This is a genomic window from Larkinella rosea (assembly GCF_003858635.1).
Classification (GTDB): Bacteria; Bacteroidota; Bacteroidia; order Cytophagales; family Spirosomataceae; genus Larkinella; species Larkinella rosea.
The window spans coordinates 719,143-734,464 of the sequence record NZ_RQJO01000009.1; the positions used below are offsets into that span (position 1 = coordinate 719,143).

Sequence of the window (15,322 nt, forward strand, 5' to 3'; positions counted from 1 at the left end):
ATTCGAAATTTCTCCGGTTTCGGGATAATCCATTTCGTGCCTGATGACGACGTCTTTTTTTAGCCTTCAATATTACCTGTAGCAAAAACCGCAAACGTCGTTTGGACAAAGAACACAGCCTGATTTGTCATTTTTGTTGGTATTAAATGCGTAACTTGTCCACAAAGTTCGGCAAAGGTTAGTCGCCTGTCAATTAGTCAAAAAAAGTTGACTATGGGAAAAGTACAAAAAAGCGAAAGTATCTGCCCGGCTGAAGAGGTGTTGAAAATACTTTCCGGAAAGTGGAAGCCACAGTTATTCAAGCTGGCACTCGATGGGCCGCTTCGCTTCAATTCGTTACTTCGTCAGGTGGAAGGTGCCAATAAGCAATCGCTGGCTACTTCCTTGAAAGAGTTGGTAGACGAAGGTTTTTTGAATAAAGTGGTGATCAGGGTTAAACCCCTTCATATTGAGTACACGTTATCCGAAAAGGGAAAGTCGCTCATTCCGGTTTTCAAACAGCTGGAATGTGTATAGCTTTTCCCATGCCTTCCCCGGCGGAATGACCAGCGGGTCAGGAATGGAATAATCTTCCGGAGTTTAGTTGCCGAAAGTAGGTTTCCGGAAGCGTATTTAAGATCCCCTTTTGATTGAAAGGTAAGCAGATTGTGCAACAGGTGCGGGATTGGTTTCGCAATCGGCAGAAAGTTGGCAACCCAATCGATGGTTGAACAGTTCGTCAGATGTTACCTCTATTGGCAAAAGGAGGGGACGTGGCACCTGCGTTTGTATTCAACCGGAGTAAGTCCCGTCAAGCGTTTAAAATGACTGTAGAAATTCGACCGATTGTTAAAACCGCATTCAAAGCATACGAACTCGGTGGTAATATCGCTTTCTTCAACGATCATCCGCTGCGCATGGCTGATGCGGATTTCGATTAAAAACTCGTGGAACGTTTTTTTGGTAACCATCTTAAAATACCGGCAAAAGGAGGTGACACTCAAATTGGCTACCGAAGCAATTTCCTCCAGCGTCAGTTCTTCTTTGTAATGAGTTAGGGCGTAATTATATACTTTGTTCAACCGATCGGCTTCCTCCTTATTGGGCCGGTACAAGGCATCTTTTGTTGAAATAAAGTGCATCTCCTCGCTTTTGGAAAGAATCTCCAGCATGGTCAGAATCAGGACGAGTCGTTGTAATCCGGTCGTTTTGGCCGATTGAAGCATCAGTGGAATGAGTTTTTCCCGCGTATTGCCGGTTATCACCAGCCCGGCTTTTGCTTTGTCGTATAAATGCTGAATGGCGTCGGATTCCGGTTTTCGGAGAAAGTCTTTTCCGACAAAATCGGGGAGAAACTGAACGACCACGGCCTCCGCCGTAATCGTGGGATCCTGCCGGAAATATTGTTCGTTACAGCGCCACATGTGCGGCAGGTTTTCGCCGAGCAGGAGCAATTCGCCCGCATTGAAATTACTGACGTTATCACCCACAAACCGTACGCCTTCGCCCCGCACAATGAAGTGGAGTTCCAGCTCCGGATGGTAATGCCAAACCGTACCAAAATTGGGGAGCGTATGATGGCGCGATACATGAGAACTCCGAACGTCTCTTGGTACTAAGTAAAATTGGGGTTTCATACCTGAACGGGCTTTGATGGAAAGCGATCTTCCTCAACAAGTTTACAATAATTACATTTTATCCCCAAAAACCACAAAACAGGAGGTTGGGGCTAACTCTTGCGCTTCACGTTGACGTAGAGCTGATTAGGGCTGTTTGTGGCTCGTTCAGCGCTCGTTAGATCCCGGATTACTGCCAGTGGATATGATAAATTTACGTACAAACTGGATAATCGACTGAACGGGGTTTAGCGCGGTTTCCAGGAGATTTGCAACCACATACCGGTTCACTATTCCTAAGCAGATGAAACTATGCGAAACCTCTTCTCTTCAAAAAAAATGGCTCAGTACCTGGTCAGGCTGAGTCTTCTGTGGATTGTCGCCCTCCGGGCCTTTTCCACGGTGTGGGCTACTTCGGCGGTTCCGGACCGAATGATCAGCGGAACCGTCCGGGATGCCGAAAACAAGGCTCCCCTGCCCGGCGTCAACGTGATCATCAAAGGGACGCAGCGTGGCACGGTTACCAACGTGGACGGTCACTACGAACTCACGGTTCCGGATCAGGATGTGCAGCTGGTCATCAGTTTTGTGGGCTACCTGCCGCAAACCGTGGACGTTGGCCGGAACGCGACGCTGGATATTTCCTTAAAAGTGGATCAGAAAACGCTGGATGAGATTGTGGTGGTCGGCTACGGCACCCAATCGAAACGGAATGTGACCGGTTCCATCGCCAAAGTAGACATGAAGCTGACGGAAAACCTCCCGAACACCAACGTGACGCAATCGTTGCGGGGGCGGGTAGCGGGGGTTCAGTTTACGGATAACGGCCGGCCGGGGCAGGGCGGTTCCATCCTGGTTCGCGGACCCCGCTCGCTGAGTGGCGGCAACGACCCGCTGATTATTGTGGACGGCATCATGTTCAATGCATCGATCAATTACCTGAATCCCAATGATATTGAATCGATGGAAGTGCTGAAAGACGCCAGCGCGGCTGCCATCTACGGTTCGCGGGCGGCCAATGGGGTCATTCTGGTGACGACCAAAAAAGGAACCACCGAAAAACCGACCATCCGGTTTAATACGTTTGTGGGCGTTTCGGACTGGAGCAAGAAAGTGAAACTGCTCAGCCCGGAACGGTACATCGAAAAAACGCTGGAGATGCGTCGGCAACTGGGATTGGATGCCGACCCATCCAAAATCCTGACCTATTTATCCGCCACCGAAGTGCCCAATTACGAAGCCGGGAAAACGACCGATCCCTGGGATGCGATCTCCCAACCGGGGCGGGTCAGTTCGTATGATCTCAGCATTTCGGGCAAAACAAACCGGACGAATTATTACCTGTCGGCTTCCATTACCAACGAGCAGGGTTTGATTTACAGCGACCAGCAAAAAAAGCTGTCGGTTCGTTCCAACATTGAAAACCAGGTCACTGACTGGCTGACCATTGGCCTTAATGCCAGTTTCCTGAAACGCGATTTGTCTGGCGCGGAACTCAGCCCGTCGGATGCGTACGACATCAGTCCCTACGGAACCTGGTACAACGCGGACGGTTCGCCCACGCGCTGGGTGGTGGCCGAAGACCAGAACAGTGCCAATCCGCACTACAACACATTTTTTAGTAAGAATGAGGAAATCTACTACAACCTGTTTACCAATGTGTATGCCCTGGTGGATGTGCCGTTCATTCGCGGGTTGAGTTACCGGCTCAATTATTCCCCCAACTACCGAGCCGATCATAACTTTAACTTTACGCGCCAAGACCCAACACGCACCGACAACATGGCGTCGGCCAGCAAATTCAACCGGGAGGATTTCGACTGGGTGCAGGAAAATATTCTGACGTATACCCGGCAGATCAACGCCAGCCATTCGTTTGATGCGACTTTGCTCTACGGCTGGAATCACCGGGGCGTACAGGCCACGACGGCCACGGCCACGCAGCTTAGTTCCGATGCTTTAAGCTGGAATAATCTGGGATTGGGCGGTATTCTGACCAATACATCGTCAGCCTCCGGTCAGGACGGCGTGTCGTCGATGTTCCGGTTAAATTACCGGTTCCGGAATCGGTATCTGGCCACGTTCACCGTCCGGCGGGACGGTAGCTCGGTGTTTGCCGCCAACAACAAATACGCGACGTTTCCCTCGGCTTCGCTGGCCTGGGTGGCATCCGAAGAACCGTTTGTCAAAAAACTGGATTTTATTTCTTCACTCAAATTCCGGTTATCCTACGGCGCCGTTGGTAATCAGGGCATTAGCCCGTATCAGTCGCTCAGCAGTGCCGACATTACCCGCTACGTTTTTGGCGATGGCGGTTCGACCTCCATTGGCGTGTATACCAACCGGATGGCGAATTCCAACCTGAAATGGGAAACGACGTACACCACCAATGCCGCCGTGGATTTTGAATTGTTTAAAAACCGCATTGGCGGAACGATCGAGGTGTACAACATGAACACGCGTGATTTGCTGGTGCAGCGATCCCTGCCGACCATGACCGGTTTTACGTCCGTCTGGACCAACCTGGGCGCTACCAACAACAAAGGGCTGGAAGTCACACTTAACACCCTTAATATCCAAAAGGGACCCTTTGAGTGGAGCAGTAACTTCGTGTTTTCGGCGAATCGCAACAAAATCGTGCATCTCTACCAGTCGGATACGAACGGCGACGGCAAGGAAGATGATGATTTGGGAAACCGCTGGTTCATTGGCAAACCGATGAACCTGGCCTTCGACTATGAAATGGACGGTATCTATCAGGTGGGTGACGAAATTCCGGCGGGATTCAAACCCGGTTTTGTCCGGTTGAAAGATCGGAACAACGATGGAAAACTCAATGCCGACGATAAAACCGTCATCGGGCAGACCGGCCAGCCGCTGTATCGCTGGGGCATTACCAACAACGTCCGGTATGGTCCGTTTACCTTATCCGTTTTCCTGAATGCCATGCAGGGCTGGATTGCCGGTTTTTCCGAAGCCGATCCCAATTCAAACTTTGGCGGAAACTACCCGGCCCGGGCGCTGAATCAATTCGACAACGAGTGGTGGACGGCAGAAAACCGATCCAACACGAATCCGTCGCTGGGCTACAACAATCCGTATCAGCACAATTATTACTTCAGCCGAAATTTTGTCCGGATTCAGGATGTCTCCCTGTTTTATGACGTTCCCAGTAAACTCATCCAGCGGGCCAAACTAACCAATCTGCGCGTTTCCGTGAACGCAAAAAACCTCGCGACCTGGACTAAATGGCCGGGTACGGACCCGGAGAGTGGGGGCGGAGCGAAGGGTTTTCCGATGCCCCGAACCCTTGCCCTGGGCTTAAATCTGGGCTTTTAGCCGATCCCTATTTCAAGAAACATCAATCCGCATACACTTATGAAGGGATTATCAAAGTTTGGCAGGAAGTTGTATTCCAGCTCGATCAACGCAATTTTATGGGTCATTTTACTCCTGACGCTGGGCGCGTGTAAGGAGACGTTGCTGGATGAGGTTCCGAAAGATTCCCTCAACCCGGATGTGGTGCTGACGTCCAAAGCCGGTTTCGAAAACTACCTCACCGCCCTGCACCAAACCGCCCGGAACGAAATGATTTTGCAGGATCTGACGCACTATTTCGATCAGAACATCGGAACCGATATTGCCACGACGGGGCAGGAACCGGCGGTTAATTTCCGAAATTATAATACCTATCTGATTCCGGATAATCCGGTGTCCCGCACGTATTGGGATTGGGGCTACGCCAACATGCTGAACATCGCCAACACGCTCATTGTGTACGCCAATCGGCCGGAGTCCAAAGCGATCTGGGCGGCAGAAGCGGAGAAGAATGCCGTCATCGCCGAAGCCCGGTTTTTTCGGGCTTATACGCACAATTTGCTGGCGAATCTGTACGGCGGGGTGCCCATTGTCGATACGGTGTATACCGGCCCGAAAACCGATTTTGTGCGAAATACGCGGAAACAGGTGTACGAATCGGCCCGCGCCGATCTGGAATTTGCCGCGAAGTGGCTGCCCGAAACCGTCGTCAAAGCGAAGGAAGGCCGGGTTGTCAAAGCGGCTGCCGATCACTTGCTGAGCGAGGTTTACATCAGTCTGGGCGAGTACGACAAAGCCGTTGAAGCCGCTTCGCGGGTCATTGGTTCGGGCGTGTACAAACTGATGACCGACCGTTTCGGGACCGAAAAAGACAAACCGGGGGATGTTTTCTCGGATTTATTCAAGGATGGGAACCAGAACCGGAGTTCCGGCAATCTGGAATCGATTTTTGTCTGGCAGTTCGAAAACCTGACGCCCGGTGGCGGGGGCAGCCGGGGAAATCATAATCTGCGCGGCTGGGGACCGTTTTACATCAACCTCAAAGACCCGGACAACAAGGCCGGGATGGTGATTGTCGATAGTCTGGGTCGTGGCGTCGGCTGGGTGCGGCCTACCACCTTCTTCCTGTACGACTTGTGGAAAGATAATGCAGCGGATATGCGCAATTCGCCGTATAATATCCGTCGAACGAATTATTACACGAATTCGGCTTCCAAATACTTCAAAATGCCGGTCGAGAAAAAGAAATCGCTGGAAGATACCATGCAGAATCTGTATCCGACGATTCTGAAAGTGGAAGGGAAGCCCTGGGCGAACAATAACACCTCGGGGCAGACGGCCAAAGATGTGATGGTGTATCGCCTGGCCGAAACCTATCTGCTGCGGGCAGAAGCCTACCTGCGAAAAGGTGACCTGCAAAAAGCCGCCGATGATTTGAATGCGGTTCGGAAACGGGCCAATGCCAAACCAGTGAGTGCCAGCGCCGTTACGATCGATTTTGTGCTGGACGAGCGGGCGCGGGAACTGATCACGGAAGAACCCCGGCGTCGAACCCTGATGCGCATGGGAAAACTGGTAGAACGCGTTCGGAAATACAACATGCGCGAAAGTACCCGGACCACCATTCAGGAAAAACACGAACTTTTCCCGATTCCGCAGACCGCCATCGACGCCAATTTTTCGGTCAAGCTGGAACAGAATCCAGGCTATTGATAGACTCAAAACAGGAAAAACCGTATGCTTTCAGGAATCAGACTGACTTGTTTTGCTCTTATGGCCGGGCTGGGAATTTCACTGGCCCAGGCGCAGGAAACCGCCCCGGCCGATCCCGGTTTGGCGCTGCCGGTCATCAATACGGCACCGTTACCGAAGTATGACTACGACCGGCTGGACTACGGCATGACCATCGGAATTGAACGAACGCCCAAAGGACGCATCTGGGCGTGCTGGGTAGGCGGTGGCGATAACCACGATGCATTTTTTGTCCTGAACTCCAGCGACGACGACGGAAAAAGCTGGTCAAAACCGCGGGTGGTCATCGATCCGCACGACCCGGCGCTGGACGATAAACGACGGACCATTGTCGGGAATTTATGGACCGATCCGCTGGGGCGTCTGTGGCTGTTTTTTGATCAGTCGCTGACCCATTTCGATGGCCGGAACGGCAACTGGTATACCCGTTGCGACAATCCCGACAGTGAGAATCCCGTCTGGTCGACGCCGGTCCGGATCTGGCACGGCTGTTCGTTGAACAAACCCATGATTCTGTCCGACGGCACCTGGCTGCTCAATGTTTCGCTCTGGGATGAAGGGAAAATCAATCCAAAGTACAAGGAAAAATACCGCGAGCTCGACTCCCTGCGCATGGCCAATGTCTTTGCGTCGACCGATCAGGGCAAAACCTGGGTTCGTCGGGGCGGAGTTCGCTACCCGCAGCCCCAATTTGACGAACACCACATCATCGAACGAAAAGACGGGACGCTCTGGATGACGGCCCGCACCGCCAACGGGATGTGGGAGAGTGTTTCGACCGACAAGGGAAAGACCTGGTCGGAACCCCGGAAATACCTGGAACACATCGGCTCGCGGCATTTTATGCGCCGGTTGCAGTCGGGACGAATCCTGATGGTCCGTCACGGTGCGGTTACGGAAAAAACCAAATTTCGCTCGAAATTGACGGCCTATTTGTCTGAGGATGAAGGTAAAACCTGGGTCGGTGGCCTGATGCTGGATGAGCGCCGGGGCATTTCGTATCCGGACGGTTTTCAGGCTCCCGACGGAACGATTTACATTTCCTACGACCATAACCGCGATTTCGACGGCGAAATTCTGATGGCCCGTTTCACGGAAAAAGACATTCTGGACGGGAAGTTCGGCGGACGGAAATCAAAACCCAAAATCCTGATCAGTAAACCACTGGGCCTCGACAAATTACCGGCTCCTTCGGACGTGACCAACTAACCAGCGAGATTCCGGGGAGGGATTTACGGAGCGATAATGACAAACCGACAGAGCATCTATTATTGGAAATGTGACCGTCCTTCGGCTTTTTTTGCCCTGGACGAACGGGATGAAGACCTTGAATCGTCGGCGATTGAGCGGTTGCTGCGGCCGGTGCTGGTCGATTACTTCAGAAGCGATGCCGTGTCGCTGCGTTCGGGAAATGGCCAGGGAAATCACCTGACGTATGTGGCAACCGTTGGCCATACGCAACGCTTTATCCGGCTGGAAAACGGTCCTGAAGGCGACGATTTTATGGAGATTGAAGCGCGCGTATTGCGGGAAATCAAAGCGCTGGGCATTCCCGCCCCAGCGGTTTTTGCCGCTGATGCCACCCGCTCCGTCGTTCCTTTTGCGTATCAGATTCTGGAATATGTCCCTTATCCGGATTTGAATCGATTATACAAGGAAGGAAAACTGAACCTCCCGGTTATTGCCGAAAAAATCGGTCAGTATGTGGCGAAATGGCAAACCATCCAGTTCAGCAGTTTTGGCCCCTTTGATCCGGCAAAACTTCGGAAGGAAGACCGGCTTTTGGGGTTACACCCGCGCTATCGGGATTATTTTCTTTTAAACTGGGAGAAACACCTCGATTTTCTGGTTCAGAAGCGGTTTTTGAGCGCGTCGGAATCCACTGAAATCCGGCAGCTGGTACAAAAGTACGATGCCTATCTGGAGGTCGACGAGGGATGTCTGGTGCATAAAGATCTGGCCTTGTGGAATATGCTGGGTGTTTCCGACGAGGTTATAGCGTTCATCGATTGGGATGATACGGTTTCGGGAGATGCCACGGATGACTTGTCGCTGCTGGCCTGTTTTCATTCCGGGGAGGTGGTTATGGCTGCCATGAAAGGGTATCAAAAAGTAAAACCGCTGCCCGAAAACTTCCTGATCCGTTTCTGGCTGCATCTGCTCCGGAACATGATTGTGAAAGCCGTCATCCGGGTGGGTGCCAATTATTTCGACCGCCAGTCCGATTTTTTTCTCATTGGCTCGGGTTCCAGCGGAGCCTCGCTGAAAACCTTTACCCTGCAACGGATAAAAACCGCCTGTCTGGGATTGCAGAACCTCAAACACGTCCACGATTTATGAAACAACAACCGGATTCCCGGCAACTTGGAACCGGAACCTGGCTATCGATTGGTTCGCCGGTCATTGCTGAACTGGCGGCAGCCTGCGGTTTTGACTGGCTGTTGTTCGATCTGGAACACGGCTGTCTGACCGAATCGGGACTGTTAGCCAATTTGCAGGCGGCTAAACGGGAGGGTGTCAGGCTCATTGTGCGCGTGGGCAGTATGGACAGCGCCCTGATTGCCCGGGTGCTGGACTGGGGCGCATCCGGTATTATGCTACCTCACGTATCTACGGCTGAACAGGCCAGGGAATGTGTAAAAGCCATGAACTATCCGCCCATCGGAACTCGAGGCTATTCAAGCTCAGCCCGTTCATTTTCCTATGGCCTTCACGTTCAGCAAAATACGTTGCAACAACCTTTGTTTATACCACAAATTGAAAATGAAGAAGGGGTATTAAAGGCGGAATCGATTGCGGCTGTCGATGGTGTCGATATTCTTTTCGTAGGGCCGGCAGACCTCAAGCTGGACTTGTCAATCCGCCGACCTACACCACCAATTTCCTACGAAACCGCTTTGCAGCAAGTGAGTCTGGCGGCCAAAAATCAGCAGAAACAGGCGGGTATTTTGGTCAGAAACCGGGATGATTTACCGGCGCTAAAACATTGGGGTTATTCCTGCCTGGCAATCGGTTCTGATCTGGGAATGATTCGGGATGGTTTGCTGGCTGCGACAATCTCTTAAGAGAACGATCCGAGGTGCTTCAAAATTATTTCAGGTTAATAAACAAAGGGTAATGCATCAATCCTGTCGGAAGATGAATGAGTGAACCGTTCGGTTTCCAGCCAGATGAGTTGAACAGACCGGCAGATTATTTACAGCAGAATCTGGAATTCCGTCCAGCCGTCGGGGCCGGTTTTCAGCGAGAATGGAAAACCGTGGTTGAGGAGAATGTCGCGCGTCAGGGTGAGCCCAATGCCCTGGCCGTCGGGTTTGGTGCTGAAAAATGGATTGAACAGGTTGGTTTCCAGGTCCGCACTGATCGGTTTGCCATTATCGCGGACACTCAGCTTCTGGTGGGAAACAAAAATCTCGACGGTTTCGCCCGCCGAACACGCTTCAATGGCATTTTTGATGATGTTGACCAGCACTTGTTCCATTTGCACAGTATCAAGCAAAACCGGCACCGAAACGGGCAATTTATACTCAAGCACAACCCCTTTGGCATCGGCCTGAGGCTGCATCAGCCGCCCGACGTGTTGGGCAATTTCGGCCAGATCGGCGGTATTTTTCTGGGGCAGTGGCAATCGAACGACATCGGCAAACCGGCGCATGAACTGATTCAGCCGGTCGTTACGCTCGATGGCGATCTGGAGGGCGTGGTTCACATCCTCCTCTTCCGGCGCATCCATGTAAGTTTTGGTGACATTCAGGATGGAATTGATGGCGCCAATGGAGTTGTTGACCTCGTGGGCCATCATCCGGATCACTTTGCTGTAGGCTTTCTTTTCGGATTCCAGAATCTCGCTCGTCAGTTCTTCGATCAGCAGAAAATCGCGCCGAAAACCACGGTCCATGAAGTGGGAACGTTGCACCCGGTAGGTTTCGATACCGCTGCCTTTCAGCGTTTTGGTTTCGTGTTCGACGGATTCGGCCAGTTGATTCAGGAGCGGGTGATCAATTTCCGACAAGTGCCGACCCAATAATTCGACGTGAGTCAGTTGCAACAAGTCAGCGGCTTTGGGATTAACGGAAGCGATTCGCCGGTCGAAGTCGAAAATCAGGGTGGCGATGGGGGAGGCTTCGATGAGCTTTTCCAGAAAAAACTGCTGTTCCATTTGTTTGGTGCGTTCCTCACGAAGTTGGTCGATCATGAGGTTATAGACTTCAATCAACCCATCGACTTCCCGGTTACCGGTCGGCACAAATTTGATCGTAAAATCCTTGTCTTTAATCGCTTCAATTCCGGACGAAATAAACGCGGATGGTTGACCAAAAGCCCGGTAAATCTGAATGGCAAGCACGACCGAAATCAGCACCAGCACTTCCGAAACGATAAACAGCAGTTTGTTTTCCTGAAGCCATTTGAAAATCAGAAAAATCATAGCCGCGTGAATCGCGACCATGAACAGCAGGTATTTCGTTCGGAGGGACATCGTTTTGAACTGGGATTACGCAGATTAAAGGATTAAGAGGATTTAAAATAAGAAAATAAGATTGCGGTAGCTAATCATAGTTAATCCTTTAATCTGCGTAATCATAGTTCAGGAATCGGTTGTATATGGAATTCCATATTTTTCCAGTCGTCGATACAGCGCAAACCGCGTGATTCCCAGTGCCCTCGCCACTTTCGAAACCCGGTTATTGTAAAAATCCATCGCCCGGCGAATCATCTGGAATTCCAGTTCGTCGAGCGTGATGGTGCCGACTTCGGGCAGTGGTCGTAGGGCTTGGGGCATCGGGTTTTGGGCGATGTGTTTCTGAAAATCAGCAATGCCGAGTTCGTCGGTGGTGGATAGCAAAACCGTCCGTTCAACGATGTTTTTGAGCTGCCGGATGTTGCCGGGCAACGCCAGATTTCGAACCCACCTGAGCGCGGCTGGATTGATGTTTAGTTTGGGACGTTCATAAATGGTTTTCAGGTTGTTAACGAAATAACTCACCAAGGATGGAATGTCGTCAGGACGTTCGCGCAGGGCCGGGAGCTTGACGGTGATGAGGTTGATGCGGTAAAACAGATCTTCGCGGAACGTGCCTTTGGCGACCATTTCTTCCAGATTCCGGTTGGTTGCGCAAATCACCCGCACATCGACGGTTTTGCTCCGGCTGCTGCCCAGCGGTTCGAACGTCCGGTCCTGCAACACCCGCAGTAGTTTGACCTGGCTCGACAGATCCAGGTCACCGATTTCGTCCAGAAAGATGCTGCCTTTGTTGGCGAGTTCAAACCGCCCGACGCGGTCGGCTTTGGCGTCGGTAAACGCGCCCCGCAGGTGTCCGAAGAGTTCGCTTTCGAACAAGGTCGACGAAATACCGCCCAGATTGACCTTCACGAACGGTTTGTTCCGGCGTCGGCTGTTCTGGTGAATGGCTTCGGCGATGAGTTCTTTCCCGGTTCCGCTTTCGCCCGTAATCAAAACCGGGGCGTCGGTGGGGGCCACGCGGCCGATGGTTTCCAGAATGTCGAGCAACTTAGAATCTTCACCGACAATGTGCTCAAACTGGTAGTGCTGATCGAGTTTTTTCCGGCTGGAGGATGAAAGCTGAGCCGGTTTTTGCTGCGCTAAATTTAAAATGGTACGAATCGACTGCAACACGTAGTCGTTTTGCCACGGTTTCGTAATGAAATCCTTTGCTCCGGCTTTCATGCCCTGCACGGCCAGATCGATCGTTCCCCAGCCCGTAATCAGAATCACCGGAATGGCCGGATAGGCCGCCCGAATCACATTCAGGAGTTTCAGGCCTTCATCGCCGGAGGTTTCGATGGAAAAATTCATGTCCAGCAAAATCAACTCCGGAGTCTCAGTTGCGAGCGTTTCCAGCGCCTGTGTGGGGTTTTCAGCGGTTTGTACTGTAAAACCGTCCCTCCGCAGCAGGAGCGAGAGCGAAGTCTGAACCGCAATATCGTCGTCGATGATCAGAAGCATGGTAAAATTATTTCGCAGAGTTAAGCAGAGAAAAGCAGAGTTAAGCGGAGAAAAAAAAGTTTTTCAAAAATAGTCTGCGCACCTCCTCTTTTCTCTGCTTAACTCTGCGTCTGCGAAACAACTTTTTAAAACTCCTATTCCTCATGCAGCGCCACCGCCGGTTGAATTCGTGCGGCCAGGCGACTGGGGAATAGGGCGCAGAGGGTGACAATCCCGTAAATAACGACGATTGAAATCGCAATGGCGGTCAGGTAAATACCGGCCTGAATGTCGAACACGTTCATTAGCGGGAACTGAACGGCAAACAAGAGCCCGATCAGCAACGCGAAGGTTGCCAGCACCCAGATTTCGCTGATGAATTGTTCCGAAATGCCGGTGCCGGTGGCGCCCAGTGCCCGGCGCAAACCAATTTCGCCCCGGCGTTTGGCAATGCTCAAGTTCAGGACGCCGAACAATCCGAGGGCGACGTTGATCAGCAGAAAACCGGATACGATCAGGAAAATGATCACCGGCACAAGCGTCATGTTATGCGTGGTTTTCCGCGAATCCGTCAGGTGATCGACCTCCACGCTCCACCCGGTGACCATCGTCGTAATCGCTTTGACCATTTTAGCTTCAAAAACCGCATCGGTTCCCGGTTTTACCCGGACCATCAACAGGTCGTTCCAGCGGGTCTTGACATCCAGCAGTTCAAATAAGGCCGGTTTGTCCGCCATGAATTCGCCCTTCGACTTGAATGTGTTAACCACACCAATCACTTTAAAGCGTTCACCAATGACTTTTCCCAGCGGTTTTTCGTCGCCGAACAGTCCTTCTTTCAACTTTCGATTGATCACCACCGGCGTGTATTTGCCCACACTATCGGCGCTCCGGTACCACCGGCCTTCCAAAACCGGAATCACCATGGTCTTGGCAAAGTGTTCATCCGTTGAGAAGAAATCGGCCAGCACATTCTTTTTGTTGTACTCCACCCCGTTGTTCATCGAGCTTTGCGAAAATGGGAAGTTGCTGCTCATGCGGGAAGCCGCTTCGACTTCAGGCTGATCCCGAAGCTGTTGCAAAACCCGTTCGATTTTTTCGGCTACCTCAACCGTATCCTGATTGCTGTTCAGGCTGATGGCCCAGGCGTTCTGGTACTCAAACCCCAGTGGCTCGCGGTAATTCCGGACGTTGTACACAATCAGCGAAGAAAGCCCGAAAAGGACCAGGAACGACGCCCAGATCTCCACCAGCAACAGTGAATGAGCTCGCTTCTTGTTCCAGATTAATTTAAAAAGATGACGGATCATGATAGTTTTGACCGGGTCGCCGGTGCGATGAGTGAATGATAGAATGAGTGAATAAAAAGGTGAGTGATGCTATCGTTTTTGTATTCACTCATTCAAAATTAAGATTTGAGCGCTTCCGCAATTTTGAGTTTTGACATGCGCAGGGCGGGCAGGACGCCGGACAGAAGCCCGAAAACGAGGCAGACCAGTAGACTAATCAGAAAGACGTTGACGTTGATGGTAAGGTCGGCATAGGCAATCATTCCGCTGTTATTGATCAGTTGAATGATGATCAGGGTCAGAACGAGGGCGATGCCTCCACCGAGGAACGTAATGAAGATGTTCTCGATGATGAACTGCCACATGAGGGTGCGGACGGGCGCACCGAAGGCTTTCCGGATACCGATTTCCGAAGCCCGTTCCATGATCCGGCTGACGTTGACATTCACCAGATTGATCGCTGGAAGCCCCATCAGCATGAGCATAATGAACGCAATAATTCCGAAAAAGACCGTTTTTATTCCCTTATTGCCATCCATGAGTGTGCCGATGAAGTTTTCCAGATACGGTTCACTTTTTACCTCCAGAATCGCATACTTAAATCCCTCCTGAACACCCGGCAGCGGAATTCGGGCGATGTGACTCTGAAACTCATCCTGAACGGTTTTTAGATCGGACTGCTTTTTGGCGAGCAAAATGGCCACATAACCACCCCGCATGCCAGCTCGCTGATAATTGCTTTTGGGAGCCGTATAGGGGTAAAAAACGTCGGAATACGTGAATGGCCGGGTCACCGGACTGCCTTTAACCACCCCAATGACCCGGTAGTGAATGTTTTCAATTTCAACGTCTTTGCCAATCACCGACTCGGTTCCGTTCCCAAAATAGTGCTTTTTAAAGTCGTCGGTAATCACAACGACCTGATCGCTGTTGGCAATGTTCTGTTCGTTGTACGGTTTGCCTTCCAGAAATTCAAAGTCAGTCACTTCCCAAAAATCGGCGTCGGTAAATTTGGTGTTCAGCTTGATTTTCTGCGAACCCACGTAGGCGTTGGAACTATTGACGAAAGTGCAGATGGTGACCCGCTCGGCGGTTTTCAGCGATTTGGCGTATTCCGTCAGAAACCGGAAACTCATCGGCCCCGAATTCCGGGACGTCCGACCCGAATCCATTTGCATCATTTGCATGACATAGAGCGACCGATCGCGCTTGGTTTCCGGGTAATGACTCCCGAACAAATGGTCGAGAAATGAGGTCAGCACCATCAACACCGTCAGGGTCAGGCTGATGCCGAAGAGCGTAATGAAGGTGTAAAACGGATGCCGCAAGAGCACCTTCCAGGCGATTTTTATGTAATTCGTTAGCATAAGTTGGAGGAGTGAAGGAGTATCGGAATGAAAGGAGGAAAGGGAAGAAGAAATATG

The 15,322-nt window shown here is 51.4% G+C and carries 11 protein-coding genes; 6 read left to right on the forward strand and 5 right to left on the reverse strand.

The genetic code is table 11. The features are described 5' to 3' along the window. The first annotated feature begins 213 nt into the window (after window positions 1–213). A complete protein-coding gene (locus tag EHT25_RS18830; protein ID WP_124876672.1) occupies window positions 214–516 on the forward strand; it encodes a winged helix-turn-helix transcriptional regulator in 303 nt (100 codons plus the stop codon). Between the two features lie 215 nt (window positions 517–731). Here the strand turns inward: EHT25_RS18830 and EHT25_RS18835 are convergent, their stop codons facing one another. Beyond that, on the reverse strand, window positions 732–1,616 hold the full coding sequence (locus tag EHT25_RS18835) for a helix-turn-helix domain-containing protein (RefSeq protein ID WP_124876673.1): 885 nt from the start codon (window positions 1,614–1,616) through the stop codon (window positions 732–734). Window positions 1,617–1,934: 318 nt separating this feature from the next. Between EHT25_RS18835 and EHT25_RS18840 the strand changes: the two genes are divergently transcribed. From EHT25_RS18840 to EHT25_RS18860, 5 genes are read left to right on the forward strand one after another with little or no spacing between them, the layout of a single operon-like run. Beyond that, on the forward strand, window positions 1,935–4,934 hold the full coding sequence (locus EHT25_RS18840; RefSeq protein ID WP_229311639.1) for a SusC/RagA family TonB-linked outer membrane protein: 3,000 nt from the start codon (window positions 1,935–1,937) through the stop codon (window positions 4,932–4,934). Between the two features lie 39 nt (window positions 4,935–4,973). After that, window positions 4,974–6,626, forward strand: coding sequence for a RagB/SusD family nutrient uptake outer membrane protein (locus tag EHT25_RS18845; protein ID WP_124876675.1), 1,653 nt, complete (start codon window positions 4,974–4,976; stop codon window positions 6,624–6,626). 60 nt (window positions 6,627–6,686) lie between these two features. After that, on the forward strand, window positions 6,687–7,874 hold the full coding sequence (locus EHT25_RS18850; protein ID WP_221622303.1) for a sialidase family protein: 1,188 nt from the start codon (window positions 6,687–6,689) through the stop codon (window positions 7,872–7,874). A gap of 36 nt (window positions 7,875–7,910) precedes the next feature. After that, the gene (locus EHT25_RS18855) at window positions 7,911–9,005 is read left to right on the forward strand and encodes a phosphotransferase family protein (protein ID WP_124876677.1); all 1,095 of its coding nucleotides are present in this window, start codon (window positions 7,911–7,913) and stop codon (window positions 9,003–9,005) included. Continuing rightward, entirely contained in the window at window positions 9,002–9,730 is a 729-nt protein-coding gene (locus EHT25_RS18860) for an HpcH/HpaI aldolase family protein (protein WP_124876678.1), read from the forward strand. The genes EHT25_RS18855 and EHT25_RS18860 overlap by 4 nt, the downstream gene beginning before the upstream one ends. Window positions 9,731–9,861: 131 nt before the next feature. Here EHT25_RS18860 and EHT25_RS18865 read toward each other — a convergent pair whose 3' ends face one another. From EHT25_RS18865 to EHT25_RS18880, 4 genes are all read right to left on the reverse strand, one after another. Continuing rightward, window positions 9,862–11,142, reverse strand: a complete 1,281-nt coding sequence (locus EHT25_RS18865; protein WP_124876679.1) for a sensor histidine kinase — start codon at window positions 11,140–11,142, stop codon at window positions 9,862–9,864. A gap of 108 nt (window positions 11,143–11,250) precedes the next feature. Then, complete coding sequence (locus EHT25_RS18870; protein ID WP_124876680.1) at window positions 11,251–12,630, reverse strand: sigma-54-dependent transcriptional regulator; 1,380 nt, start codon at window positions 12,628–12,630, stop codon at window positions 11,251–11,253. A 134-nt stretch (window positions 12,631–12,764) separates the two neighbouring features. Next, window positions 12,765–13,919, reverse strand: a complete 1,155-nt coding sequence (locus EHT25_RS18875) for an ABC transporter permease (protein ID WP_124876681.1) — start codon at window positions 13,917–13,919, stop codon at window positions 12,765–12,767. Window positions 13,920–14,017: 98 nt separating this feature from the next. Further along, window positions 14,018–15,265: an ABC transporter permease gene (locus tag EHT25_RS18880; protein WP_124876682.1), complete on the reverse strand. Its 1,248-nt coding sequence runs from the start codon at window positions 15,263–15,265 to the stop codon at window positions 14,018–14,020. Window positions 15,266–15,322 lie beyond the last annotated feature (57 nt).

What these genes read in the sequence shown, in the direction of transcription:
- EHT25_RS18830 (WP_124876672.1), top strand. Translation starts at nt 214, where the DNA reads ATGGGAAAAGTACAAAAAAGCGAAAGTATCTGCCCGGCTGAAGAGGTG.
- EHT25_RS18835 (WP_124876673.1), bottom strand. Translation starts at nt 1,616, where the DNA reads ATGAAACCCCAATTTTACTTAGTACCAAGAGACGTTCGGAGTTCTCAT.
- EHT25_RS18840 (WP_229311639.1), top strand. Translation starts at nt 1,935, where the DNA reads ATGGCTCAGTACCTGGTCAGGCTGAGTCTTCTGTGGATTGTCGCCCTC.
- EHT25_RS18845 (WP_124876675.1), top strand. Translation starts at nt 4,974, where the DNA reads ATGAAGGGATTATCAAAGTTTGGCAGGAAGTTGTATTCCAGCTCGATC.
- EHT25_RS18850 (WP_221622303.1), top strand. Translation starts at nt 6,687, where the DNA reads ATGGCCGGGCTGGGAATTTCACTGGCCCAGGCGCAGGAAACCGCCCCG.
- EHT25_RS18855 (WP_124876677.1), top strand. Translation starts at nt 7,911, where the DNA reads ATGACAAACCGACAGAGCATCTATTATTGGAAATGTGACCGTCCTTCG.
- EHT25_RS18860 (WP_124876678.1), top strand. Translation starts at nt 9,002, where the DNA reads ATGAAACAACAACCGGATTCCCGGCAACTTGGAACCGGAACCTGGCTA.
- EHT25_RS18865 (WP_124876679.1), bottom strand. Translation starts at nt 11,142, where the DNA reads ATGTCCCTCCGAACGAAATACCTGCTGTTCATGGTCGCGATTCACGCG.
- EHT25_RS18870 (WP_124876680.1), bottom strand. Translation starts at nt 12,630, where the DNA reads ATGCTTCTGATCATCGACGACGATATTGCGGTTCAGACTTCGCTCTCG.
- EHT25_RS18875 (WP_124876681.1), bottom strand. Translation starts at nt 13,919, where the DNA reads ATGATCCGTCATCTTTTTAAATTAATCTGGAACAAGAAGCGAGCTCAT.
- EHT25_RS18880 (WP_124876682.1), bottom strand. Translation starts at nt 15,265, where the DNA reads ATGCTAACGAATTACATAAAAATCGCCTGGAAGGTGCTCTTGCGGCAT.